The organism is Paracoccus sp. SCN 68-21 (genome assembly GCF_001724535.1).
GTDB classification, from domain to species: domain Bacteria; phylum Pseudomonadota; class Alphaproteobacteria; order Rhodobacterales; family Rhodobacteraceae; genus Paracoccus; species Paracoccus hibiscisoli.
In genome coordinates this window covers 1-24701 of sequence record NZ_MEES01000067.1, presented here as the reverse complement: position 1 = coordinate 24701, position 24701 = coordinate 1, and the positions used below count along the sequence as shown (strand labels likewise).

The 24701-nt window shown below is 69.4% G+C and carries 24 protein-coding genes; 10 read left to right on the top strand and 14 right to left on the bottom strand.

Annotated elements, in window-relative coordinates:
- Positions 1–26: 26 nt before the first annotated feature.
- Both ABS73_RS15005 and ABS73_RS15000 read right to left on the bottom strand, forming a co-directional pair.
- Positions 27–1007, bottom strand: a complete 981-nt coding sequence (locus tag ABS73_RS15005; RefSeq protein ID WP_277020470.1) for a bile acid:sodium symporter family protein — start codon at positions 1005–1007, stop codon at positions 27–29.
- Positions 1008–1018: 11 nt separating this feature from the next.
- Positions 1019–2596 carry a gamma-glutamyltransferase family protein gene (locus tag ABS73_RS15000; protein WP_277020467.1) on the bottom strand — a complete coding sequence of 526 codons (1578 nt, stop codon included), beginning with the start codon at positions 2594–2596 and terminating at the stop codon, positions 1019–1021.
- Positions 2597–2688: 92 nt separating this feature from the next.
- On the opposite strand from ABS73_RS15000, the gene ABS73_RS14995 reads away from it, so the two are divergent.
- On the top strand, positions 2689–3336 hold the full coding sequence (locus tag ABS73_RS14995) for a GntR family transcriptional regulator (protein ID WP_277020464.1): 648 nt from the start codon (positions 2689–2691) through the stop codon (positions 3334–3336).
- Here the strand turns inward: ABS73_RS14995 and ABS73_RS14990 are convergent.
- Positions 3321–6398: an efflux RND transporter permease subunit gene (locus ABS73_RS14990; protein WP_277020462.1), complete on the bottom strand. Its 3078-nt coding sequence runs from the start codon at positions 6396–6398 to the stop codon at positions 3321–3323. The two genes, ABS73_RS14995 and ABS73_RS14990, sit on opposite strands and share 16 nt — an antisense overlap.
- On the bottom strand, positions 6395–7501 hold the full coding sequence (locus tag ABS73_RS14985; protein WP_277020460.1) for an efflux RND transporter periplasmic adaptor subunit: 1107 nt from the start codon (positions 7499–7501) through the stop codon (positions 6395–6397). Before ABS73_RS14985 ends, ABS73_RS14990 begins: the two co-directional genes overlap by 4 nt.
- A gap of 202 nt (positions 7502–7703) precedes the next feature.
- On the opposite strand from ABS73_RS14985, the gene ABS73_RS14980 reads away from it, so the two are divergent.
- Positions 7704–8480 carry an inositol monophosphatase family protein gene (locus ABS73_RS14980; protein ID WP_277020457.1) on the top strand — a complete coding sequence of 259 codons (777 nt, stop codon included), beginning with the start codon at positions 7704–7706 and terminating at the stop codon, positions 8478–8480.
- Here the strand turns inward: ABS73_RS14980 and ABS73_RS14975 are convergent.
- Complete coding sequence (locus tag ABS73_RS14975; protein ID WP_277020454.1) at positions 8477–9208, bottom strand: FkbM family methyltransferase; 732 nt, start codon at positions 9206–9208, stop codon at positions 8477–8479. The genes ABS73_RS14980 and ABS73_RS14975 overlap by 4 nt on opposite strands.
- Positions 9209–9505: 297 nt before the next feature.
- Between ABS73_RS14975 and ribA the strand changes: the two genes are divergently transcribed.
- The 5 genes from ribA to ABS73_RS14950 are packed head-to-tail and all read left to right on the top strand — an operon-like array spanning position 9506 to position 13528.
- Positions 9506–10549, top strand: coding sequence for a GTP cyclohydrolase II (gene ribA / locus ABS73_RS14970; RefSeq protein WP_423805171.1), 1044 nt, complete (start codon positions 9506–9508; stop codon positions 10547–10549).
- Positions 10546–11490 (top strand): zinc-dependent alcohol dehydrogenase, encoded by a 945-nt coding sequence (locus ABS73_RS14965; RefSeq protein WP_277020448.1) that lies wholly within the window; start codon positions 10546–10548, stop codon positions 11488–11490. Before ribA ends, ABS73_RS14965 begins: the two co-directional genes overlap by 4 nt.
- 13 nt (positions 11491–11503) lie before the next feature.
- A complete protein-coding gene (locus ABS73_RS14960) occupies positions 11504–11899 on the top strand; it encodes a 6-pyruvoyl trahydropterin synthase family protein (RefSeq protein ID WP_136857496.1) in 396 nt (131 codons plus the stop codon).
- 2 nt (positions 11900–11901) lie between these two features.
- A complete protein-coding gene (locus ABS73_RS14955; RefSeq protein WP_277020444.1) occupies positions 11902–12675 on the top strand; it encodes a class I SAM-dependent methyltransferase in 774 nt (257 codons plus the stop codon).
- 22 nt (positions 12676–12697) lie between these two features.
- Positions 12698–13528, top strand: coding sequence for a RibD family protein (locus tag ABS73_RS14950; protein ID WP_277020443.1), 831 nt, complete (start codon positions 12698–12700; stop codon positions 13526–13528).
- Here ABS73_RS14950 and ABS73_RS14945 read toward each other — a convergent pair.
- A complete protein-coding gene (locus tag ABS73_RS14945; protein ID WP_277020440.1) occupies positions 13512–14657 on the bottom strand; it encodes a CaiB/BaiF CoA transferase family protein in 1146 nt (381 codons plus the stop codon). The two genes, ABS73_RS14950 and ABS73_RS14945, sit on opposite strands and share 17 nt — an antisense overlap.
- Positions 14650–15858 carry an acyl-CoA dehydrogenase gene (locus ABS73_RS14940; RefSeq protein WP_277020437.1) on the bottom strand — a complete coding sequence of 403 codons (1209 nt, stop codon included), beginning with the start codon at positions 15856–15858 and terminating at the stop codon, positions 14650–14652. The genes ABS73_RS14945 and ABS73_RS14940 overlap by 8 nt, the downstream gene beginning before the upstream one ends.
- A 105-nt stretch (positions 15859–15963) precedes the next feature.
- Between ABS73_RS14940 and ABS73_RS14935 the strand changes: the two genes are divergently transcribed.
- The gene (locus ABS73_RS14935) at positions 15964–16854 is read left to right on the top strand and encodes a LysR substrate-binding domain-containing protein (protein WP_277020434.1); all 891 of its coding nucleotides are present in this window, start codon (positions 15964–15966) and stop codon (positions 16852–16854) included.
- Here the strand turns inward: ABS73_RS14935 and ABS73_RS14930 are convergent.
- The 4 genes from ABS73_RS14930 to ABS73_RS14915 are packed head-to-tail and all read right to left on the bottom strand — an operon-like array spanning position 16836 to position 20996.
- Positions 16836–18368 carry a gamma-glutamyltransferase family protein gene (locus ABS73_RS14930; RefSeq protein ID WP_277020431.1) on the bottom strand — a complete coding sequence of 511 codons (1533 nt, stop codon included), beginning with the start codon at positions 18366–18368 and terminating at the stop codon, positions 16836–16838. The genes ABS73_RS14935 and ABS73_RS14930 overlap by 19 nt on opposite strands.
- Entirely contained in the window at positions 18365–19372 is a 1008-nt protein-coding gene (locus tag ABS73_RS14925) for an ABC transporter substrate-binding protein (protein ID WP_277020428.1), read from the bottom strand. Before ABS73_RS14925 ends, ABS73_RS14930 begins: the two co-directional genes overlap by 4 nt.
- Positions 19373–19389: 17 nt before the next feature.
- Positions 19390–20163, bottom strand: coding sequence for an ABC transporter permease (locus ABS73_RS14920; RefSeq protein ID WP_277020425.1), 774 nt, complete (start codon positions 20161–20163; stop codon positions 19390–19392).
- On the bottom strand, positions 20160–20996 hold the full coding sequence (locus ABS73_RS14915) for an ABC transporter ATP-binding protein (protein ID WP_136857505.1): 837 nt from the start codon (positions 20994–20996) through the stop codon (positions 20160–20162). Before ABS73_RS14915 ends, ABS73_RS14920 begins: the two co-directional genes overlap by 4 nt.
- A 171-nt stretch (positions 20997–21167) precedes the next feature.
- Here ABS73_RS14915 and ABS73_RS14910 point away from each other — a divergent pair, with 171 nt between their 5' ends.
- The gene (locus ABS73_RS14910) at positions 21168–21869 is read left to right on the top strand and encodes a GntR family transcriptional regulator (RefSeq protein ID WP_277020420.1); all 702 of its coding nucleotides are present in this window, start codon (positions 21168–21170) and stop codon (positions 21867–21869) included.
- Here the strand turns inward: ABS73_RS14910 and ABS73_RS14905 are convergent, their stop codons facing one another.
- Positions 21870–22271, bottom strand: coding sequence for a nuclear transport factor 2-like protein (locus tag ABS73_RS14905; protein WP_277020418.1), 402 nt, complete (start codon positions 22269–22271; stop codon positions 21870–21872).
- Between the two features lie 65 nt (positions 22272–22336).
- Between ABS73_RS14905 and ABS73_RS14900 the strand changes: the two genes are divergently transcribed.
- Entirely contained in the window at positions 22337–23554 is a 1218-nt protein-coding gene (locus tag ABS73_RS14900) for an amidohydrolase family protein (RefSeq protein ID WP_277020415.1), read from the top strand.
- Here the strand turns inward: ABS73_RS14900 and ABS73_RS14895 are convergent.
- Complete coding sequence (locus ABS73_RS14895; protein ID WP_277020413.1) at positions 23551–24015, bottom strand: RidA family protein; 465 nt, start codon at positions 24013–24015, stop codon at positions 23551–23553. The genes ABS73_RS14900 and ABS73_RS14895 overlap by 4 nt on opposite strands.
- Positions 24012–24590: an amidase gene (locus tag ABS73_RS14890; protein WP_277020411.1), complete on the bottom strand. Its 579-nt coding sequence runs from the start codon at positions 24588–24590 to the stop codon at positions 24012–24014. Before ABS73_RS14890 ends, ABS73_RS14895 begins: the two co-directional genes overlap by 4 nt.
- Positions 24591–24701: the final 111 nt, after the last annotated feature.

Below are 24701 nucleotides of genomic sequence, written 5' to 3'. Positions count from 1 at the left end.
GGTTCCCTTGCCCTTTGTCAGTCCCCTTACGCGACCAGGGCGGTCGCGTTCCTGCGGGCATGGGCCTGCGCGATCATTGCGCAGATCAGCAGCTGCGCCATGTGATAGACCAGCACCGGCAGGACGGTGGCGCCGACCGTCTCGGGCGGGAACAGCGCCGCCGCGATGGGCAACCCCGAGGCCAGGCTCTTGGTCGAGCCGCAGAAGAACAGGACCGACCGATCCTCGGGCGGCAGGCGGAACAGGCGGCCCATCCCGGCCATCAGGCCAAAGACCACCGCCAGCATGACCAGCATCACCGCGATCAGCGCGATCAGCGCCACCGGCGGGATCGACGCCCACAGGCCGGACACGGTGCCCGCGCTGAAGGCCGAATAGACGATCAGCAGGATGGCGCCCCGGTCCACGACCAGGGTCAGCGTCTTGCGGGTCCGGACGAAATTGCCGACCCAGGGGCGCAGCAGCTGGCCCAGCACGAAGGGCAGCAGGATCTGGGTGCCGATGCGTATCACCGCGTCCAGGCTGATGCCCCCGTCGCCCGCCTGCATCAGCAGCGCGACCAGCACCGGCGTCAGCACGACCCCGATCAGGTTGGACAGCGACGCCGCGCAGATGGCCGCGGGCACGTTGCCCCCTGCCATCGACACGAAGGCGATCGAGCTTTGGATGGTCGAGGGCAGCACGGCCAGAAACACCAGCCCCAAGGTCACCTGCGGCCCCAGCAGCCCGCCGAACACGGCCGCGAACAGCAGCCCCACGGCCGGGATCAGCAGATAGGTCGACGCGAATGTCAGCCCCTGCAGCCGCCAGTTCAGCAGCCCCGCCTTGACCGAGGCCGGGTCCAGTTTCGCGCCATACAGAAAGAACAGCAGCGCCACCGCGCCATAGGTCACCTGCCCCATCCCGTCCGCCGCGATGCCCCGCGCAGGCAGCATCAGCCCCAGCAGCACCGTGCCCAGCAGCATCAGCATATAGGTGTCGATCCCGATGCGTCGCAGAAATCCCATGGCTTATCCTTTCACAGGCCGATGGCCATGCCGTCCTTGCGGCTGTCGGACCCGCCTTCCAGCACGCCCTTGGAAATGCGGATCGCCTGCGCGCCGCCCATCGGGCCGGTCAGGCGTTTGATGACATGGCCGCGCGCGGCCAGATCGTCGCAGATGTCCTGCGGCAGGGTCGGTTCGACCTGCAGCACGCCCTCGGTCGCAAAGCTGCGCGGCTCGTCCATGGCGGCCTGCAGGGACAGGCCCCGGTCGATCACCGCCGACAGGAAGGCCGCGTGGCCGGTGGCCTGATACTGCCCGCCCATCACGCCAAAGGGCATGACGGTGCGCCCGCCCTGCGTGACCATGCCGGGGATGATCGTGTGCATCGGACGCTTGCGCGGACCGATGGCGTTCGGATGGCCGGGGATCAGTCGGAAGGACGCGCCCCGGCTTTGGAACAGCACGCCGGTTGCCGGGTCCAGCCGCCCCGAGCCGAAGCCGTGAAAGATCGAATTGATGAAGGACACCGCGTTCCCCTGCGCGTCCACCACGCACAGATAGATGGTGTCCTTGTGTTCAGGCTCGTCCCACAGGACGGGGGCTTGGGCGCGGGTCATGTCGATGCGGGCGCGCAGGGCGGTGATGGCCGCGTCCGACAGCAGCGTCTCTGTCAGGCCCGCGCAATGGCCCGGATCGCCCAGCAGGGCGTCGCGGTGGTGATAGGCCAGCTTGGTCGCCTCGGCCTGGATATGGTGGCGGTCGGCGAGGGACAGCGCGGCCATGTCGAACCCCTCGATGATCCGCAGGATCAGCAGCGCCGCCAGCCCCTGCCCGTTCGGCGGGCATTCGTGGATGTCGAAGCCGCGATAGCGCGCGCTGATCGGATCGACCCATTCGGCGCCGTCCGTCGCCTCGGCGAAATCCTGTTCCGTATGCAGCCCGCCCAGGGACCGCAGATGCGCGACCATGCGCGCGGCGGTGTCGCCCTGATAAAAGGCCGCCGGACCGTGGGACGCGATCTCCTCCAGCCGGTCGGCCAGCAGGGGTTGCGCATGGCGCGCCCCCGCCTGCGGGACCGGCAGGAAATGCGCGGCCGCATGGGGGTCCGCCGCCACCGTCGCCTGCGATTCCGCCCAGTCCTGCGCCACGCGGGGCGTGACCGGATAGCCGTCGCGGGCATAACCAACCGCGTCGCGGAACAGCCGCGTCAGCGGCAGAGAGCCCAGATCCGCATGCAGCCGGCACCAAGCGGAAATCGCGCCCGGCACGGTCACCGCATGGGCGCTGTTCTGCGGAATCGCATCGGTCAGACCGGCGGCCTGCAGGGCCTCAACCGTCGCGGCGGCGGGCGCGCGCCCCGACCCGTTCAGCGCCCGCACCGGGCCACCGGCGGGGGCATAGAGCGCAAAGCAGTCGCCGCCGATGCCCGTCATCAGCGGATCGATCACCGCCTGCACCGCGCTGGCGGCGATGGCCGCGTCGACGGCATTGCCGCCCTCGGCCAGGACCGACAGGCCCGCGGCGCTGGCCAGCGGATGCGAGGTCGCCACCATCGCGCGGCCCGCATAGGTCGCCGGGCGACGGCCCGAGAGGAAATCGAATGCGCTCATGGGCTGGGTCTCCGGTTGCGGAATCACATGGTCAAGGCGGTCGCATATGTATACATGTCATGGTGACAGAAATACAATTGACGGAATGGCCTATGTCCGCAACCCGCTCGGCCGATCAGGTTCATGCCGCATTGTCGGCGCAGATCGTGGCGGGCACGCTGCGGCCCGGCGATCCGCTGGCCGAAACCGCGCTGGCCGCGCAGTTCGGGCTGTCGCGCACCCCGGTCCGCGAGGCTTTGCAAAGGCTGGCGGGCGAGGGTCTGGTGGAACGCGGGCCGCGCCGCGCCTTTGTCGTCCGCGATATGACCACCGACGCCCTGCGCCACCTGTTCGAGGCCCTGGCCGAGCTGGAGGCGCTGTGCGCCAGCCTGTCGGCACTGCGCATGACGCCCACCGATCACGCGCTGCTGGCGGGCATTCTGGACCGGGACGATCTGCCCGGCGCGGATTACGCGCAGGCCAACATCCGCTTTCACGGCGCGCTGCGGCAGGGGGCGGGGAACGCGGTTCTGGCCGATCTGCTGGCCGATCTGGACCGGCGCAGCCTGCCCTGGCGGAATGCGCAGTTCCAGAAACACGCGGCGCGCATCGCCACGTCGCGGGCCGAACACCGGGCGATCCTGGCCGCGATCACCGCGCGCGACGCAGACGGCGCGGCCGACCGGATGCGGGCGCATATGGGCGCGTCCCTGGGGGTGATCCTGGAGATGCTGGCCGCGCGGCCCTATTCGGCGGGCTGAGGCGCGGGTTGAGGCGGGGGGGCCGTATCGCGCCGCCCGATCCGTTCGATCAGCACATAGATCACCGGCGTCAGGAACAGCGTCAGCACGAAGGCCAGCGACAGCCCGCCCACGATGACCGCGCCGATGGCCCGGCGGCTTTCGGCGCCCGCCCCGGTCGCGGTGGCCAGCGGCACGGCGCCCAGGATCGTGGCGATGGTGGTCATCATCACCGGGCGCAGGCGGGTCACGGCCCCTTCTCGTGCGGCGGTGACCAGATCGCGGCCCTCCTCGCGCAGCTGATTGGCGAATTCCACGATCAGGATGCCGTTCTTGGCCATGATCCCGATCAGCAGGATCATCCCCACCTGGGAAAAGATGTTGACCGACGCCCCCGTCAGCAGCAGCGTCGCCACCGCCCCGGCCAGCCCCAGGGGCACGGTCAGCATGATCGTCAGGGGGGTGCGGAAACTCTCGAACTGGGCGGCAAGCACCAGGAACACGATGACCAGCGCCATGGCAAAGACGGTGGCCACGCCGCCCTGGTTCTCCTGGTAATCGGCAGCCTGTCCGCGCCAGACCAGCAGAGCGCCTGCGGGCAGTTCGCGGGCCGCAGCCTCGACCAGGGCCATGGCGCGGGCCAGATCGGTGCCCTCGACCAGGTCGGCCTCGGAATTGACCGAGATCAGGCGGTCGTTGCGCGCGATGGACGGGACCGTCGCCCCCGTCGTGACATCGGCAAAGGCGGACAGTGGGATCAGGTCGCCCCGCGTGTTGCGGATCAGCACGGACAGCATGTCCTGCACGCTGTCGCGATCCTCGGGGGCGGCCTGCAGGATCACCGGATATTGCCGCCCGCCGCTGGTATATTCGCCGACATTGCGCGAGGCGAACAGCACCTGCAGGGTCTGGGCCACGGTCTCGCTGTCCAGGCCCAGGTCCTGGGCGCGGGTGCGGTCGATCTCCAGCGAGGCGCCGGGCTGGTTGGCGGCGAAATCGACATCGACACCCGACAGGCCGGGCGCGTCCGACAGCCGGTCTGCGACCTCCTCGGCCCACAGGGCCGCGCGCTCCAGGTCGGGGCCGCCGATGGACCAGCTGATGCTGCCGCTGCCGCCGCCAAGGCCCAAGCCCCCCGACGGCCGGATCGACGTCGCCACATCGGTCATCGCGGTCAGCTGCGGGCGCAGTTCGGCCATCACGTCATCGACCGACAGGTCGCGATCGTCCCAGGGCGCCAGGTTCACGAACAGCAACGAGCGGCGCGCATTGCCGCCCAGGCCCACGATGGCGGTGACGGTATCGACCACGCCCTGTTCGCGCAGCGGCGCGATCATCGCCTCGACCCGGCGGGTGGCCGCGTCGGTGTATTCCAGGTTCGAGCCCTGCGGCGCGTTCAGGATGATGCGGAACCCGCCCCGATCCTCATCCGGGGTCAGCTGACGTGGCAGCGCCTGATAGACCGACACCGCCCCCGCCACCAGGAACGCCGTTCCCGCCAGGATCGCCACGGGCCGCGCGATCATATGCGCCAGGATGCGGTCATAGCCGCGTTCGGCCCATCCGATCACCCGGTTCATGCTGCGCGTCAGCAGGTTCGGCCGGTCCTCGCGCGGCATCACGCGGGCGGCCAGCACCGGCGACAGGGTCAGCGCGACCACCCCCGACACGGCGACCGCGATGGCCAGCACGATGCCGAATTCCGCGAACAGCTGGCCCAGTTCGCCGTCCATGAAGCTGACCGGCACAAAGACCGAGATCAGCACCGCCGTCGTCGCGATCACCGCAAAGCTGACCTGCCCCGCGCCCTGCCGCGCGGCCTCGGCCCGGGACTTGCCCATGGCGCGGTGGCGCTGGATGTTCTCCAGCACGACGATGGCGTCGTCCACCACCAGGCCGATGGCCAGGATCAGCGCGAACAGCGTCAGGATGTTGATGGTGAAGCCCAAAGCCAGCATGCCCAGGGCCGCCCCCAAGGCGGATACCGGGATGGTGACGATCGGCACCAGCGACAGCCGGGCCGAGCCCAGGAACAGGAAGATGACGGCCGTGACCAGCCCCACCGCCTCGACAAAGACCCGGATGACCTGCGCGATCGAGCTTTCGATGAACACGGCCTCGTCGGTGGTCACGCGCAGGCTCATGCCATCGGGCAGGGTGGGGGCGATGCGGTCCAGCTCTGCCTTGACGGCGGACGATATGGCGACGGTGTTCGACTGCGCCTGCGGCTGCACGCCCAGACCCAGGGCGACAGTGCCGTTGGCGCGATAGATGGTGGTGGTCTGCTCGGCCCCCTCCTCGATGCGGGCCACGTCGCCAAGGCGCAGCGGACGCCCACCTTCGTCGCGCAGGACCACCTGGGCGAACACGTCGGCGGTGGTGAACCGTGTCTGCGCCAGCACCTGCAGCTGGCGGGCGCCGGTCTCGATCTGGCCTGCGGGCAGTTCGACATTGTTGGCCTGCAGGGCGCCAATGATGTCGCTGGTGGTGATGCCATAGGCGGCCATGCGCGCCTGATCCAGCCAGATGCGCATCGACGGCGCGCGTTCGCCAAAGATCTGCGCATTGGCCACGCCGGGCAGCCGCGCCAGCCGGTCGGTGATAAAGCGGCTGGCGTAATCGGACAGCTCCAGCGGGGTCATGTTAGGGCTGGACAGCGACAGGCGCACCACGGGGTCGCCCTCGTCATCGTTCTTTTCCACGCGGGGCGTGCCCGCGCCGTCAGGCAGGTTGTTCAGCACCCGGTCGACCGCCGCGCGCACGTCGTTGGCGGCGGCGTCGATGTCGCGGCCCGTGTCAAAGGTCAGCACCGTCCGCATCCGCCCCCGGTCCGAGGTGGTGCGCATGGCGGTGACGCCGCTGACGCCGGCCAGCGCACCCTCGATCACGGTGGCCAGCTGGTTGTCGACGACGTCGGGGGCGGCGCCGGTGTAATCGACGCGCACGCTGACCTCGGCCGCCTCGACCGAGGGCAGCTCGCGGACCGGCAGGCGGGTGATGGCCACCGCCCCGATCAGCACGATCAGCAGGTTGATGACGGTCGCGAAGACGGGGCGGCGCAGGGCGAAATCGGGGACGCTCATCCGTCCGCCCCAAGGGGTGCGGCGGTGGCGGTGCGGTCTGGGCGCGGAGTGGCCGCGACGGCCGTGCCCGGCTGGACGCGGTGCAGGTTCGACACGATGATCTGGGTGCCCAGCTCGACCCCCTCCAGAACCTCGACCAGGCCGTCGGCCTCCTGGCCCACGCGGATCTCGGCCCATTCGGCGCGGTCGTCCCGCACGACCAGGACGCGCTGGACATTGCCCTCGACGCTCAGGGCGGTTTCGGGGACGGCGGGGCGGTCACGCTCGTCCAGGACCAGCTCGACCTGCAGGAACATCCCCCCGGCCAGCGCGCGGTCCGGGTTGGGCATCTGGGCGCGCAGCGCGATGGAGCGTGTGGCCGCATCGACGCGCGTGTCGACCAGCGTGATCTGCGCCTGAAACACCCGGTCGGGCCAGGCCGAGGATCGCAGCTGGACCCCCTGCCCCACCGCCAGGCGCGGCAGCAGCGTTTCGGGAACGGCGAAATCGACCTCGATCACCTCAAGGTCGTCCAGCGTGGCGATGGGGGTGCCGCTGTCCAGCATCTGCCCCTCGACCAGATCGGTCAGGCCGACGATACCGGAAAACGGCGCGCGCAGCTGGCGGTCGTCCAGCGCGACCTGGGCGCGATCGCGTTCGGCACGGGCACGCAGCTGGGCCGCGCGCGCCGTCTGGAACGCCGCGTCAGAGGCGCTGCCGCTGCGGTTCAGCTGTTCCTGGCGGGCAAAGGCCGCGTCGGCCTCGGCCAGGGTCGCCTCGGCCGCGGCCAGGTCGGCCTGTTCGGCGCGGTCGTCCAGCTCCAGCAGGATGTCTCCCTGTTCAACTTCGGCGCCCGGGCGAAAGGCGATGCGGGTGATGCGGCCGCTGGCCTCGGGCATCAGGTCGACGGCGCTGCGGGCGCGGGCGGTGCCCACCGCGCGCACGCTGTCGGTGAAACGCGCGCGGCTGACCGGGACGGTATCGACCGCGACGGGCTGGCCACCGCCGCCGCCCCGCGCGACCTGCGGATCGGGCGCGGCCAGCAGGCGGTCCGCCAGGTTCAGGCCCAGCACGCCTGCCGCGACGATCACGATCGCACCGATGGTCGCCTTGACGAAGCGCATGGTCAGTTCTTCTCCGCTGCAGGGTCCGGCAGCCTCCCCGGGGGGGACGGCCTTGGAACCGGGCGTGGCTGGGGGCAGATTGCCGCTTGTTTCACGTCATGCAACTGATAATCCCGTGTGTCCAAGGGAAACCGGCATGCCTGCCGCCCATCGGGGCAGCCTGCACGCCCCGCCTGACCGCCCCTGCCGAAAGGATTGGCCGATGACCACGACCGACGATCTGACCCTTGCGCTGGAGGCCGCGACGGCGGCGGGCGCGCTGCTGCGCGACCACTGGAACGACCGGGGCGCGCTGATGATCGACGCCAAGCGGCAGGGTGACTTTGTGTCGCAGGCCGATCACCGGGCCGAGGCGCTGCTGCGCGACCGCCTGCTTGGCGCGAACCCCGAAGACGGCTGGCTGGGCGAGGAGACCGAAGGCCGCGCGGGTCGCCGCCGCTGGATCGTGGACCCGCTGGACGGGACGACGAACTTTCTGCGCGGCATCGCGCATTGGGCGGTGTCCATCGCGCTGGAACAGGACGGGCAGCTGGTCCTGGGCGTCGTCCACGACCCGCTGAAGGATGAGACCTTCAGCGCGGTGACGGGCGGCGGCCTGCGGCTGAACGGCACGGCGCTGGTGCCTGCCGCGCCGGCGGGCTTTGATGCGGCGCTGTTCGGGACGGGGCTGCCCTTTGGCACCATGCCGCATATCGACGATCACGCCGCCGATCTGGCGCGGGTGCTGCCGGGTACGGCGGGGGTGCGCCGCATGGGGGCCGCCGCGCTGGATCTGGCCTATGTCGCCGCCGGGCGGCTGGACGGGTTCTGGGAACGCCGCCTGCGGCCCTGGGACATCGCCGCGGGCCTGGTCCTGATGCGCGAGGCGGGCATCCGCACCGAGGGCTGGACCCCTGATGAACGCCCCGAGGATACGGGCACCGTCATCGCCGCCCCGCCCGCGCTGTTCGACCGCCTGGCCGCGACGCTGCGCGCCTAGGCAAGCCGCGCGTAAAGGTCGCCCGACCCGCCCTCGGGCGGCAGGGCGGCCAGCCAGGCGCGCACCGCATCCGCATCGCGCCACTCGTCCCACAGGAACCCCCCCGCCTCTCCGGTCACGGGGTTGAACCGATAGCGGCCCAGACCCTCCAGCCGGTCGATCACCGCCAGCGTGCGGTCGCGGAACGCGGGCAGGTATTCGACCGACAGCATCGGCAGCGGCTGGCCAAGGCCGGACAGCACGTCCAGCTCGAACCCCTCGACGTCGATCTTGACGAAATCGGGCAGGCCGTGGGCGGCGATCAGCGCATCCATCGTGGTCATCTGGACCTGCTGGCTGCGATCCCACCGGACATGGCCGAACCCCGGCGCATCGGCCGCCTCGGCCGCGAAGCTGGTGCTGAGGGACGACACCGTGGGGTGCAGCGATGACACCGCCATCTGCGCCACCGCCTCGGACGGGCCGATGGCCTTTTGCACCAGCACGATGTCGCGCGGCAGGCTGCGACGCAGGAACCCGGCAAAGGGCTCCTGCGGCTCGCAGGCGACGACCCGCGCGCCCGCCGCCCGCATGGCCCGCGACCGGCTGCCCACATGCGCGCCGATGTCGAAGGCCAGATCGCCCGGTTGCAGCAGATCGCCATAGAACGAACGCAACTGCCGGCGGCGCAGCGGATTGTAATAGATGGCAAGCGACCGGATCAGGCCCAGATAGGCGCGCAGAGGCATCGGATTCCCTCGGTTTGGTGCGGTCAGCCTAGGGCCTGCGGCGGGCCGCGTCCAGAAAGCCGGGGGCGGTTCCGTGGCGCGCACGGCAGCGTGATACCGCTGCGCGACGTTGTGCCACAAGGTTGCAACCATCGCGGAACTGCTACGTGTTTCAAGGCGTTGCGACAGACGTGACACCCTGTTTCCTGGGCCGAAAGTTGAAAAATGCGCGTATTTCCCCCGATTTCCACCGCATTGCCTGCCGTTCCGGGGGCCGATGATCCGCTGACCCTGCGCCGGTCCGAACGCGTGGCGCGGATGGTGTCGGACCTCAGGCTGGGCCTTCCGGTGGTGCTGATCGGCGACCCGGCCCCCGCGCTGATCTATCCGGTCGAGACCCTGTCGCGCGAACGCTTTGCCGCCTTGGGCGCCGGAGGAGAGCTTGTCCTGACCGCGCGCCGCGCCGAGGCCCTGCGCCACCGCCCGCATGAGGGCGAGGTCGCCCTGGTTCCCGTGCCCGCTGGCGCGCGTCTGGACTGGGTCCAGGCCCTGGCCGACCCGTCGCGCCGCATGCCCGCGAACGCCGCCCTGCCGCAGGCCCCCCAGCATCAGCCGACGATCCTGCACCGCGCCGCCATCCGCCTGGTCAAGACGGCAGAGCTGCTGCCCGCCGCGCTGGTCGTGACCGGCCCCGACGTGATCGACACTGCGCTGCGCCACGGCTTGGGCATCTTGTCGGCGGACGAGGTTCTGGACCAGGTCCTGCTGCCGCGCGACCCGCGCCCGGTGTCGGATGCCCGCGTGCCGATGCTGGCCGCGCGCAACGGTCGCCTGCACGTGTTCCGCGCACCCGATGGCGGCCCCGAGCATTACGCGGTCGAGGTCGGCACCCCCGACCGGGACCAGCCCGTGCTGGTGCGCCTGCATTCGGCATGCTTCACCGGCGACGTGCTGGGCAGCCTGAAATGCGACTGCGGCCCGCAGCTGCAGGCCGCCCTGCGCGCGATGGAGGCCAATGGCACCGGCGTGCTGCTGTATCTGAACCAGGAGGGGCGCGGCATCGGCCTGGCCAACAAGATGCGCGCCTACAGCCTGCAGGATCAGGGGCTGGACACGGTCGAGGCGAACCACCGCCTTGGGTTCGAGGATGACGAGCGTGATTTCCGCACCGGCGCCGCCCTGCTGCGCCAGATGGGGATCGGGCGCGTGCGTCTGATGACCAACAACCCTGCCAAGATCGCCCGTCTGGACAGCGAGGGCATCGAGGTCGTCGAACGGGTCGAGCTTAAGGTCGGTCGCGGCCCCGAAAACACCCGCTATCTGGACACCAAGGCCCGCAAGTCCGGGCATCTGCTGGCATGACCGCCGACGCGCTTTGGTGCACCGCCCCCGGTCAGGCCGCGCTGCGCCCCGGCCGGATGGGCGATGGCACCCACGTCCGCACGCTGTTTTCCGGCATCAGCCGCGGGACCGAGCGGTTGGTCCTGTCCGGCCAGGTGCCCGACAGCGAACAGGACCGGATGCGCGCCCCCTTTCAGGAGGGTGATTTTCCGTTTCCGGTCAAATACGGCTATGCCGCCGTGGGCGTGGCAGACGATGGCGCGCTGGTGGGACGCCCTGTCTTTGCGCTGTTCCCACACCAGACCGAATTCCGCCTGCCTCAGGACGCGCTGATCCCCCTGCCCGACGCGCTGCCCCCAGAACGTGCGATCATGGCCGCGAATATGGAAACCGCGCTGAACATCCTTTGGGACAGCGGCGCGGGTGCGGGCGATCGGATCGCCGTCGTGGGCGGCGGGCTGGTCGGCCTTCTGACCGCCTATTTGGCCGCGCGGCTGCCGGGGGCGGAGGTGACGGTCATAGACCCCCTGCCCGACCGCGCCGCCATCGCCCGCGATCTGGGCTGCGCCTTTGCCACGCCCGATGCCGCACCCGGCGATCAGGACGTGGTGATCCACACCAGCGCGTCGCAGGCTGGGTTGGTCCTGGCCCTGTCGCTGGCCGGGCCCCAGGCCACCATCGCCGAGGCCAGCTGGCATGGCGCGGCGCAAGTGGCGCTGCCCCTGGGCGGCGCGTTCCACAGCCGCCGCCTGCGCATCGTCAGCACGCAGGTGGGCAGCATCCCGCCCGACCGCACCCCGCGCTGGACCTATCGCCGCCGCCTGACCAAGGCGCTGGACCTGCTGTGCGACGCGCGGCTGGACGCGCTGATCTCGGGGCAGACGGCATTCGCCGATCTGCCCGACGCCTATCCCGGCATCCTGGCGGACCCCGCCACCCTGTGCCACCGCATCGCCTATTGACCCTGGAGACACCATGTTCGCCGTCGAAGTCCGAGACCACATCATGATCGCCCATTCCTTCCCCTCGCCGACCTTCGGTCCGGCGCAGGGCATGCATGGCGCGACCTTCACCGTCGACACCGCCTTTTTCGCCGAAGAGATGGACCACGAGAGCCTGGTCGTCGATATCGGTCTGGCGACCGAGGCCCTGGCCGAGACGCTGTCCCCCCTGCGCTACAAGAACCTGGACGAGATCCCTGAATTCGCAGGAAAAATGACCACCACCGAGTTCCTGTGCAAGCATATCTTCGACCAGATGGCCGCCAAGGTCCGCGCCGGTGACCTGAAGGACGGGGGCCGCGTCAAAAAGCTGCGCGTGCTGCTGCACGAAAGCCACATGGCCCGCGCCTGGTTCGAAGGGGACATCTGAACATGGGCTTTTCGGCGGAATGGCTGACCCTGCGCGAACCCGCCGACATGGCCGCCCGCGACGCGACGCTGCTGGCGCAGGCGGCGATTGTCGCGGGGCCTGATGCGGTGGTGCTGGATCTGGGCTGCGGCACCGGATCGACGCTGCGCACGCTGGCGCCGCTTCTGCCCGACCACGCGCGCTGGCATCTGGTCGACAACGACCCCGCCCTGCTGGAACGTGCCGCGACCGAGGCGCCGGGCCGCGCCACCGTCCACACGCTGGATCTGCGCGATCTGGAGGCATTGCCGCTGGAGGGCGTCACCTTGGTGACGGCATCCGCGCTGCTGGACCTGATGCCCGCCGACTGGATCGCGGCGCTGGCCGCGCGGCTGGCGACGGCGGGCCTGCCCTTCTATGCCGCGCTGTCCTATGACGGGATCATGACCTGGGACCCCGCCCTGCCGCGCGACGCGGACGTGACGCGCGCGTTCAACGACCACCAGCGGACCGACAAGGGGCTTGGCCCCGCGCTTGGCCCCGATGCGGCGGTGCAGGCGGCACAGATCTTTCGCGATGCAGGCTTTGACGTGCATGACGGCAACAGCCCCTGGCGCATCGACGCAGACAGCGCCCCCCTGCACCGCGCCCTGGTCGAGGGGATCGCGCAGGCGGCCTCTGAAACCGGCCTGGCCGTCGCAACCGATTGGGGCCGCACCCGCGCCGCGATGGCCGGCGACAGCCGCTGCCTGATCGGGCATCATGACCTGCTGGCCCTGCCCCCCGGCAAGGCCTGACACACCCAGAGGAGGACCGCCCATGCACGCCGTCGACGTCACCCCTCGGGTCTGGGATCGGCTTCTGTCGGTCCGCACCGGCCAGGCCTGCGCCTGCTGCGGGCGGTTCACGGCGGGCGAACGCGCCGCGCTGGACCTCTACGGTCCCGTCGCGCGGCGCGATCTGGGTCCGGTCACCATTGCCCAGATCGGCCAGTCGTTGGACGGGCGCGTGGCCACCGCCACGGGCGATGCGCGCGACGTGTCCGGCCCCGAGGGGCTGGCCCATCTGCACCGCCTGCGCGCGCTGGTCGATGGCGTGGTGATCGGCGTCAAGACCGCCCTGCACGATCAGCCCCGCCTGACCGTGCGCCTGTGCAGCGGCCACAACCCGGCGCGCATCGTCATCGACCCGCGCGGGCGGCTGCCCGACGACGCGCCTGTTTTGGCCGCTGACGGCGCGCGGCGGATCATCGTCACCGGCACCGACCGCCCCCGCGCCCCGGGGATCGAGGTCATGCGCCTGCCCGCCCCGGACGGTCGCCTGGACCCCGCGCAGGTGCTGGAGGGACTGCGTAGCATCGGCCTCGGGTCGCTGCTGATCGAGGGGGGCGGCATCACCATCACCGGTTTCCTGGAGGCCGGGCTGCTGGACCGGCTTCAGGTCTCGATCGCGCCGCTGATCATCGGGGCCGGGCCGCAGGGGCTGACCAGCCTGTCGCCGGTGGACAAGCTGAAGGACGCACTGCGCCCCGACACGCGTGTCTTTGGCATGGGCAGCGATATCGTGTTCGACTGTGCCTTTGGCGATCTGGCCGCGCGCGCGGTCCTGCCGCTGCATGTCGCGCAGCCGCTGGCTACTGCCGCCAGTTGAACGCGCCCTCTCCCAAGGCCGGGGCCGCGCCCGGGGCTACTGTCGTGCTGCGCGACAGGGTGATGGGGGTGCGCAGGCCCGCAATCCCTTCGGGCGAAACGACCATGCCGCGCGCCTGAACCTGCGGATCGGACAGCGCCTCGGACACGCGATTGATCGGCCCCGCAGGCACCCCCGCCGCCGTCAGCGCCGCGATCAGGTCGGCGCGGTCATGCCCCGCCATCGCCTGTGCCAGAACCGCGCATAGGGCATCCCGCCCAGCCACCCGCTGCGCATTCGTGGCCAGTGCAGGGTCATCCGCCAGCGCGGGCAGGTCCAGCGCCAGGCACAGCGACCGGAACTGGCGGTCATTGCCGCAGGCGACGATCAGATGCCCGTCTTGCGCCGGAAACACCTGATAAGGCACGATGTTCGGATGCGCATTGCCCAGACGCGCGGGTTCCACGCCCCCCAGCAGGTGGTTCGCGGCCTGATTGGCCAGCACCCCCACAGCGCAATCGAACAGCGCCAGATCGACCTGCTGCCCCTGCCCCGAGCGCGCCCGTTCCGCCAGCGCCGCTTGAATACCGATGACGCCGTAAAGCCCGGTGAAGATGTCGATCCAGGCGACGCCGACCTTTTGCGGATCGCCTGACGGGTCGCCGGTCAGCTCCATGATGCCGCCCATGCCCTGGATCATGAAATCATATCCCGGCTGGCTTGCCCGCGGCCCCGTCTGCCCGAAGCCAGTGACCGAGGCATAGACCAGCCCCGGATTGCGCGCCGACAGCGTCGCGTAATCCAGCCCGAACCGCGCCAGACCGCCCGCCTTGAAATTCTCGATCACCACATCGGCGCCGTCGATCAGCGCCCGCAGGCGGTCCAGATCGCCCGCGTCATTGAAATCGCAGGTGACGCTGGTCTTGCCGCGATTGGTGGCGTGGAAATAGGCGGCGACCGTCTCCACCGTGCCATCGGCACGGGGGCGGTCGATGAAGGGCGGGCCCCAGCGCCGGGTGTCGTCGCCTTCGGGGGATTCGACCTTGATGACCTCGGCCCCCAGATCGGCCAGGGTCTGACCGATCCAGGGACCGGCCAGGATGCGCGCCAGTTCGACGACGCGCAGGCCAGTCAGCGGGCCTTCAGGCAAAGGCCTGCAGCCCCGTCTGCGCGCGGCCCAGGATCAGGGCATGGACGTCATGCGTGCCCTCATAGGTGTTCACGGTCTCCAGGTTCTGGGCGTGGCGCATGACGTGGTATTCGGCCTGGATGCCGTTGCCGCCATGCATGTCGCGTGACATGCGCGCGATATCCAGCGCCTTGCCACAATTGTTGCGCTTGATGATCGAGATCATCTCGGGCGCGAAGCGGCCCTGATCCATCAGGCGACCGACGCGCAAGGACGCCTGCAGGCCCAGGGCGATCTCGGTCTGCATGTCGGCCAGCTTTTTCTGGAACAGCTGCGTCGCGGCCAGGGGGCGGTTGAACTGCTTGCGGTCCATGCCATAGCGATGTGCGCGGAACCAGCAATCTTCGGCAGCGCCCATCACGCCCCAGCTGATGCCATAGCGCGCGCGGTTCAGACAGCCGAACGGTCCGCTCATGCCGCTGACATTGGGCAGCAGCGCGTCCTCCCCGACCTCAACGTTCTCCATCACGATCTCGCCGGTGATCGATGCGCGCAAGCTCAGCTTGCCGCCGATCTTCGGCGCGCTGAGGCCCTTCATGCCCTTTTCCAGGATGAACCCGCGGATCTTCCCGCCATGGGAGTCGGACTTGGCCCAGACCACGAACACATCCGCGATCGGGCTGTTCGAGATCCACATCTTGGCGCCGTTCAGGACGTATCCACCCTCGGTCTTGACCGCGCGGGTCTTCATGCCTGCGGGGTCAGAACCCGCATCGGGTTCGGTCAGGCCGAAACAGCCGATCCATTCGCCGGATGCCAGCTTGGGCAGGTATTTCATCCGCTGTTCTTCCGACCCATAGGCATGGATCGGAAACATCACCAGGCTGCTTTGCACCGACATCATCGACCGATAGCCGCTGTCGGTCCGCTCGACCTCACGCGCGATCAGGCCATAGGCGACATATCCCGCGCCGACCCCGCCATATTCCTCGGGGATGGTCACGCCCAGCAAACCGCTGGCGCCCATCTCGCGGAAGATCTCGGGGTCGGTCTGCTCGTTCAGATAGGCGTCGGTGACCCGCGGGGCCAGCTTGTCGGCGGCAAAGGACGCCGCCGTCTCGCGGATCATGCGCTCGTCCTCGTCCAGCTGATCGTCCAGCAGAAAGGGGTCTTCCCAGGCAAAGGCCGTGCCTTTGTGATCGACGGTGGTCTTGTCCAGCATGGCATCATTCCTGCATCGGGTGACTGTTGTCGTCAGACTAGCGCAGCAAAGCCCATACGAAAAACACTATTTCCTCATGGGTTCATGCATTCTATGAATGACCCCATGCGCCAACGCCGTTTTCTGCCCAGCCTGTCCCAACTGATCGCCTTCGAGGCGGTGATGCGGCACGCCTCGGTCACCGCCGCCGCGGACGAGCTGCACCTGACCCAAAGCACCGTCAGCCGCCTGGTCGCCTCGCTGGAGCGTCAGCTGGGCAAGCCGCTGTTCACCCGCGACCGCAAGCGCCTGACCCCCACCCCCGAGGCGCAGGTCTATGCCGCCTCGGTCACGCAGGGGTTGGACGTGATCCAGCGCGCCAGCATGGGGCTGATCGCCAATCCGGGCGGGGGCGTGCTGTCGCTGTCGGTCCTGCCGACCTTTGCGACGCGCTGGCTGGCCCCGCGCATCGGGCAGTTCCTGGCCGACAATCCGGGCATATCGATCAACCTGTCGACCAAGATCCAGCGCTTCAGCTTTGCCAGCGAGGCCTTTGATGCGGTGATCTTTTTCGGCCAGCCAGACTGGCCCGACGCGCATCACCTGCGGCTGTTCGACGAGCGGCTGACGGCCTGCGCCTCGGCTGATTTCCTGGCGCGCCATCCGATCGCCACGCCCTCGGACATGGCCGGCCTGCCGATGCTGCAGCTGGAGACGCGGCCCTCGGGCTGGGCCGCGTGGTTCAGAGCGCAGGGCGCGGCGGGCAGTCCGGCATCGGGAATGGTGATGGACCAGTTCTCGATGATGATCCAGGCGGCCATCGCGGGACTGGGGGTGGCGCTGCTGCCCAGCTATCTGGCCCAGCCAGAGATCGACGAGGGGCGCCTGCACCCCATCCTGCGCGCGGGCGTTCCGGGCGAAGGCGCCTATTGGCTGGCCTGGCCCGACCGGCGCCAGGGCGATCCGGCCTTCGCACGCTTTCGCGCCTGGATCGCGGATCAGGTCGCCGCGGGCTGACCTGACGCGCCCTTTCCGCGCGGATCATGGTCGCCGGTCACGGCACCGTCCGCGATGCGGATCGCCCCCGCGCAGCCAAAGATCGGCGACAGGGCGGGCAGTTCCGCGACCTCGTGCCCGCGGGCGCGCAGACTGGCGATGGCGTCTGCGCCAAGCGACCCCTCGACCTTCAGACTGTCGCGGCTGTCGGAAAACGTCCGCCCCAGCAGGAACCGCGGCTGCGCCAGCGCCTGCGCAGGCTCCAGCCCCCGGTCTATCAGTTCGGTCAGCAGCACGGCCAGCGTCTGCGGCTGCCCGTCCGCGCCTTGCGTGCCATAGAGCAGATGCGGCACCCCGTCCCGCAGCGCGATGCCGGGGTTCAGCGTATAGAACGGCCGCTTGCCCGGCGCGATGGCATTCACATGGCCTGGACCCGTCGCGAAACCCGCGCCGCGATTGTGCCAGATGATGCCGGTATCGCCCACCACCACGCCGCTGCCCCAGTCCCAGAAGGTGCTTTGGAGCACCGAGGCACAGCGCCCCTGCGCATCCGTCGCGGCAAAAAACACCGTATCGCCGGGCCGGGCGCGATGCGGCCAGTCCAGCGCCCGGTCGGGGTCGATGGCCTGCGCGCGCGCGTCCAGATGCGCCGGGTCCAGCAGGTCGCGCGGATCGGCGCTACCCTGGTCCGGGTCGGCGATGCGGGGGCGGTCCAGAAAGGCTTGCTTGACCGCCTCGACCAGCAGATGGGTGCGTGCGGCGGGGTCGTCGAGGATGGTGTGACGGTCCAGGATGCCCATGATCGCCAGGGTCGAGGCGCCTTGCGTCGGCGGCGGCGGCGCCAGCAGCACCTGGTCGCGATAGGGCTGGGCCAGCACATCGGCCTGCCGCGCGCGGGTGGTGGCCAGATCGGCGGCGGTCAGGGGCGCCCCGGCATCGGCCAGCCCCTGCGCCAGACGCCGCGCGGCCGGGCCGTCATGAAAGCTGCGCAGCCCGTCGCGGGACAGCAGGTCCAGCATCTCGGCCAGTTGCGGCTGGCGCAGCGGGTCGTGGCCCGCGCCGAACAGCGCCGCGAAACCGGGCCAGGCGGGCCAGTCGGCGGCGCGGAACTCCAGCCAGAAACGCTGGCTGTCGCCGGGGCGGAACCCTTCGCGGGCGAGGCGGCGCGCGGGCGATAGCAGGTCGGGCACCGCCATGGTGCCGCCCCACCGCTCCGCCGTCAGGGCCAGCGCCCGGTCCCAGCCGTCCACCGCGCAGGCCGTGGTCAGCATCGACCCCGGCCCCCGCATCGGCAGCGCGTCAGGCAGATCGGGCAGCACCTGCGGCGCCTGCCCGATGCCCAGGATCGACGTGGTCCAGCCATCGCGGTCGGCCAGCATCCAGACCGCATCGCCGCCCAAGCCATTGAAATGCGGCATGACCACGGCCAGGGTCGCGGCCATGGCGACCGCAGCCTCGGCCGCGGTACCGCCTTGGGCCAGCACGTCGGTGCCGGCCTGGGTGGCCAGCGGATGCGGGCTGACGGCCAGGCTCACGGCAGCTGGCGATCGGTCAGCGGCGGCAGGAAGTCGCGGCTGAAGACCTGGGCCGCGTCGGGGGTGACGGCCAGCTGATAGCCCTCGGCCACGATATCGATGGCGCGCGACAGGCGGTCATCATCGACATCGCCCAGTCCGATCCGCGACGCCTCGTCCGAGGTGATCAGGTTGTCATAGGAATAGGTCATTCGCGCCATCTCAAGGTCGCGATTGGCCAGGCTGTCATAGGCCATGACGGCATCGGCCCCCGCATCGGCATCCGACGCAATTTCGACCGCGGCGCGGTTGATGGCGCGCACCAGCCCGGTGACCGCGTCGGGATTCTCGGCGATCATCGCCTGCGACACCATCACGCCGTTGCCGTAAAGGTCCAGCCCGTGATCGCCAAAGCTCATCCAGTCGTAATCGGCCTCGGGGTCCTGGCGGTTGTTGATCAGGTTGAACCAGGCGGTGATGTTGAAGACCAGCGATCCGTCGATATCGCCGCGGATCAGCATCGGCTCGGTCAGGTTCGGGGCCAGGCTTTCGACGGTGATCGTGTCGGGGTCCAGACCGTTCATGCGCGCAAACACCGGCAGCAGGCGCGTGGTCGGCGTGCCGGGCGACCCGCCCAGGGTCTTGCCCGCCAGATCGGCAGGGGTGGCGATGCCGTCGGCCTTGCGGGTGACGATGGTGAAGGGCGGGTTGTTCCACAGCTGATAGACCATCACCGGCGTCACCTCGGGGCGTTCGGCGGCGTTCTGGATGATGGCGTTGATGTCGCCGAACCCCGCATCATAGGTGCCCGACATGATCCGCGTCACGGTCGCGGCAGAGCCTTCGCCCTGGTCGATGGTGACGCGCAGCCCCTCTTCCTCGAAATAGCCGCGCTCCTGCGCCAGCAGGATGGGCGCGTCGGACCCTTGGGTCTTCCAGCCCAGGGTAAAGCGGATGTCGGTCTGGGCCAGCGCGGGGCCGGCCAGCGCGATAAGCGACACGGTCGCGGTCAGGAATTTCAGCATCGGGGACACCTTTTCGGTCAGGAGGGGGAAAGATCGGTGCGGCGGTTCGCCCAGCCCACGACCCGGCCCTCGATGACCGAGAACACGACGTAGAGGGCGACCCCCAGAAAGGCCAGGATGAACAGCCCGGCAAAGACCAGCGGCACGTCGAAGTTCGACGAGGCGCTCATCATGACATTGCCGATGCCCTTGTTCGAGGCGACCGTCTCGGCCAGCACGGTGCCGACAAAGGCGAAGGTCGCGGCGATCTTCAGCGAGGCGAAAAAGAACGGCATGGTCCGCGGCAGGCCCACATTCAGCAGCAGGTCCATCTTGCTGGCGCCAAGCGATTTCAGCACATCCTCCATCTCGGGCTCGGTGGTCGCCAGGCCGGTGGCGATGTTCACCACGATGGGGAAAAAGCACATGGCCAGCGCAGTCAGCACCGCAGGCACCGGCCCCGCCCCGAACCACAGCACAAAGATCGGGACCACCGCGACCTTGGGGATGGACGAGAACCCGATCAGCAGCGGATAGGCCGTGTCATAGGCGACCCGCGACGTGCCGATCAGCGCGCCGATCACCACGCCCACGATCACCCCCAGGGCAAAGCCGATCATCGTCGTCCACAGCGTCTGCAGGATATGCGGCCACAGGACCGGCATACGCACCCACAGCGTGGCGATCACCTGGGAGGGGCGCGGCACGATCAGGTCGGACACGTCCAGGGCCAGGCAAAGCACCTCCCAGGTGACGAAGAACGCCAGGATCAGGGCGGCGGCCCACAGGCGGCGGCGCAGCGCATAGGTCATGCCGTCACCTCCTGCCGGGCGCTGATGATGCGTTCACGCAACCGCTGGTTCAGTGCGGTGAATTCGGGTTGGAAGGTCATCTCGATGCTGCGCGGGCGGGGAAAGGTCACGGGGCTGTCGTCGATGATGCGGCCGGGGCGTGCGCTCATCACGCAGATGCGGGTGCCCAGGAACCCGGCCTCCTTGAGGTCATGGGTGACCAGGATCACGGTGGGGCGGCGCTTGATCCACAGATCCTGCATGGTGCCCCACAGCTCCTCCCGGGTGAACTGGTCCAGCGCGCCGAAGGGCTCATCCAGCAGCAGCAGGCTGGGGTCGTGGATCAGCGCGCGGCACAGGTTGGCGCGTTGCAGCATGCCGCCCGACAGCTGCCAGGGGTAATGGTTCGCAAAGCCCTGCAGCCCGACATCGGCCAGCGCGGCATGCACCCGGTCGCGATATTCGCCGCGTTTCTTGCGGGCGAAATCGTGGCGAAAGGGGCGCACGATCTTCAGCGGCAGCATCACGTTCTTTTCGATGGTCAGCCATGGCAGCAGGGTCGGGTTCTGGAAGGCCATGCCGATGCGCAGCGCCTTGGCCGCGACCTCGCGTCCGCCGACGATCACCGCGCCCTCGGACGGGCGGGTCAGCCCGCTGACCAGCTTGAGGATCGTGGACTTGCCGCAGCCCGATGGGCCGACCAGGGCCAGGAACTCGCCCTCGTCGATGCGCAGGTCGGTGGGTTGCAGCGCCTGGACGCGCGCGCCCGCCTGGCCAAAGGTGACGCCCGCGCGCGACAGCTCGACCGCGGCGCGCTTTCGTTCGGGCTGAATCTGTGCAAGATCGGGGGTCATGAGCATTCCTTACCGAAGGTGCATGACCAAAGTGCATACACTTCATGCCACAGGGTTAACCGCCGAATCGCCGCCGCTGCAAAGGCTGATGCGGTCGGGCACCGTCCCGACCCGCGCATTGCCCGTGATTTGCGCAGCAGGCCGCGAACTGCCCGCGCAGCAGGCGCAGCCGTGACCGCGCGCCGCAACAGCGCCGAGGGCGACCGCATGACCGCGATCTGCCAGGGCATCCGCCGCGCCATCATCGAGGGCGCGCTGCTGCCCGGCGACCGCCTGCCCGAGGACGCCCTGGGCGAGAGCTTCGGCGTCAGCCGCACCATCGCGCGCCACGCCCTGGGCCAGTTGGCGGCCGAGGGGCTGGTCGATCTGCGCCGCAACCGCATCGCCACCGTGGCTGCCCCCACCCCCGCCGATGCGCGCGACATCTTTGACATCCGCGTCGCGCTGGAGCGGCAGGTGGTGCAGCATCTGGCGGGCCACCTGACCCCAGATCAGGTGGCCGAGTTGAAGGATATCGTGGCCCAGGAACATGCCGCGCGGCACGGGCCGGACGGCGCCTCGATTCGCCTCGCGACCGAGTTCCACATCCGCCTGGCCCAGATGACCGGCAAGCCGATCCTGGTGCGCTATGTCACGGAAATCTGCTATCGCGCGGGGCTGTCGCTGTCATCGCTGGCCCGCCCGCATTCGTCTGAATGCGCCATCAGCGAGCATCTGGCCCTGATCGAGCTGATCGCCCGCGGCCCCGCAGACAAGGCCGCGCAGATGATGTCCGACCATCTGGAGGCCGTCGCCGCCCGCGCCCTGCTGTCGGGCGATCGCGGCCGCAGCCGCGATCTGGTGAACATCCTGCAGCCCTATGCCAAGGGCTGATCAGCCCTTCGCGATCGACGGGTCCAGCAGCCATTCGGCGCTGTCGTTCCAGACATCCGTGTCCAGGATCAGACCGTCGCGTACCGTGAAGCGGTCGATATAGCGGTTGCCGTCAAAGGGCGTCCCGTCCGGCCATTCGCCATAAAGATAGCCCAGGCTATAGACGATGGTGCAGTCGCCATCAGGCACGACGTCATAGCGCTCGATCCGCTTCTTGACCCATTTATAGCGCGCGGCGTTGAAGCCGGTCGGCCCCGACGGCGTGTCGAACACCCGCCCGCCGGTGAAGCGGCAGACAAAGCCCGGCGCCACGAATGTCGCCGCCCGCACCGGGTCCGGCGCCATGGAGGCTGCCAGATAATCCTGCACCGCGGTCAGATCGGCCTGTGTCCTGTCGCTCATGGGGCGGTCCTTTCTTGCCAGCGCGCGGCATAACTGCATACACTTAAAGAATACAGAAACGACCCATGGATACAAGACAGATGCTGGACCTGATCCTGACCGATGCCCGCCTGCCCCGGCCCGCCGATATCGGCATCGCGGATGGGCGCATCGTCGCGGTGGGCGGGGACCTAGGCCCCGCGCGCCAGATCCGCGACCTGGGCGGGCGCGCGGTCCTGCCCGGCCTGGTCGAGGCGCATATCCACCTGGACAAGGCGGGCATCCTTTGCCGCTGCGGGCAGTCGGGCAGCCTGGCGCAGGCGGTGGCGACGGTCAGCGCGCTGAAACGCGACTTTACCACCGCCGATGTCCGCTCCCGCGGCGCCCGCGTGCTGGAGGCCGCCATCACCCAGGGCACCTTGCACATGCGCAGCCATGTGGAGGTCGATCCCCGTGCGGGCCTGCGCAGCCTGACCGCCCTGCTGGCGCTGCGCGAGGACTATGCCTTTGCGCTGGACCTGCAGATCTGCGCCTTTGCGCAGGAGGGGCTGACCAACGATCCGGGCACCGAGGCGCTTCTGGAACAGGCGCTGGATCTGGGCGCGGACCTGCTGGGCGGCTGTCCCTATACCGACACGGACCCGCTGGCGCAGATCGACATCCTGTTCGCGATGGCGGTCCGGCGCGGGGTCGATCTGGATTTCCATGTCGATTTTGATCTGGACCCCGAAGGCTCGCACATCCGGGCGATCTGCGAGCGCACGATCCGCCATGGCTGGCAGGGTCGCGTGACCCTGGGCCACGCGACCAAGCTGGCGGTGATGGATGACGCGCGGTTGGCGGAGCATGCGGCGCTGCTGGCCCGCGCCGGGGTGGCGGTCGTGGCGCTGCCCGCGACGGACCTTTATCTGAACGGCATGGATCAGGGCCACCGCGCGCCGCGCGGCGTCGCGCCCCTGCATCTGCTGGAGGGCGTCACGGTTGCGGTGGCCACGAACAACGTGATGAACCCCTTCACGCCCTATGGCGATTGCGCGCTGCTGCGGATGGCCAATCTCTATGCCAATGTCATGCATCTGGGCGCGGATCATTTCGATACCTGCCTGGAGATGGTGACTCACGGCCCGGCGCGCCTGATGGGGCTGCAGGGCTATGGGCTGGCGCCGGGCGACCGGGCCGATCTGATCGTGCTGGACGCGGCAAGCCCGGCGGAGGCGCTGGCGATGATCGCGCCGCCACTGATGGGGTTCAAGGCCGGACGGCAGAGCTTTGACCGCCCCGCCGCCCGGCTGCTGCGGCCCTAGCGCAGTTCGACCACCGCGTCGATCTCGACCAGCGCGTTGGCGGGCAGGGACGAGACATTGACGACGGTCCGCGCGTGCCGCCCCGCGTCGCCCCACAGGTCGATGAACAGCTGCGACGCCCCGTTCACCACGAAGGGCCCCTGCCCGTAATCGGGGGGTGCCCCGACAAAGCCGCCCAAGCGGATCACCTGCGCCACCCGCGACAGCGACCCCGCCACCGCCCTGATCGAGAACAGCAGGTTCAGCGCGCACATCCGCGCGGCGGCCTGGCCCTCCTCCAGGTCGAAACCGGGGCCGATGGGGCCGAAATATTGGGGCTCCCCCTCCCATTCGCAGATCTGGCCGGACAGGAACAGCAGGTTGCCGCTGATCTTGCCCGGCAGGAACAGCGCCCGCGACGGGGCGGAGGGCGGCAGCGTGTGGCCCAGTTCGGCCAGACGTGCCTCTATGGGACAGGTCATGCGACCTCCTGCGGCTGGCGGGCCAGCTGGCAGGCCAGCGCGATCAGCGACAGGTCCGATCCGCGCGGACCGATCAGCGACAGGCCGAAGGGCGCGCCGTCGACCGTTCCGGCGGGAAAGACCACCTGCGGCAGCCGCGCCATGCCCGCCACGCACAGCAGCCGCTGCGCATCATGGCGGAAACTGTCGAACACCGCGACCGGCGCGTCCAGCCGGAAGGGCGCGTCATGCACCACCGGGGCCAACAGCACGCCATTCGCGCCCAGCAGCGCGTCCATATGCCGCGCGAATGCCGCGCGCGCGGCGCGGCCTGCGGTGATCTGGTCAGGGGTCAGCGCCTCGGCCGCGTCGGCGCGGGCGTCGATGCCGCGCACCAGCGGCATGCGGGAGCGGCGGATGAAGGGCAGGATCGTCTCCTTCGCATCGGCCATCACGGCGGTCAGGAAGGTCGCATAGGCGGCCTCCACTCCATCGGGATAGACCGACACGGGCCGTGCCGACAGATGGCCGAACCCCGCCTGCCAGACCGCCCGCGCATCGCACACCAGCAGGGCCAGCATGTCGGTGGGCACCATCAGATCGGGCGCGTTAAAGCGTTTCTGCAAAAACCGGAATCATGGGATTCCCAAAGGGGTCTGCTTGTGATTCATCCTCCCAGAAAGGATGAATCATGTCAGCACCTTTAC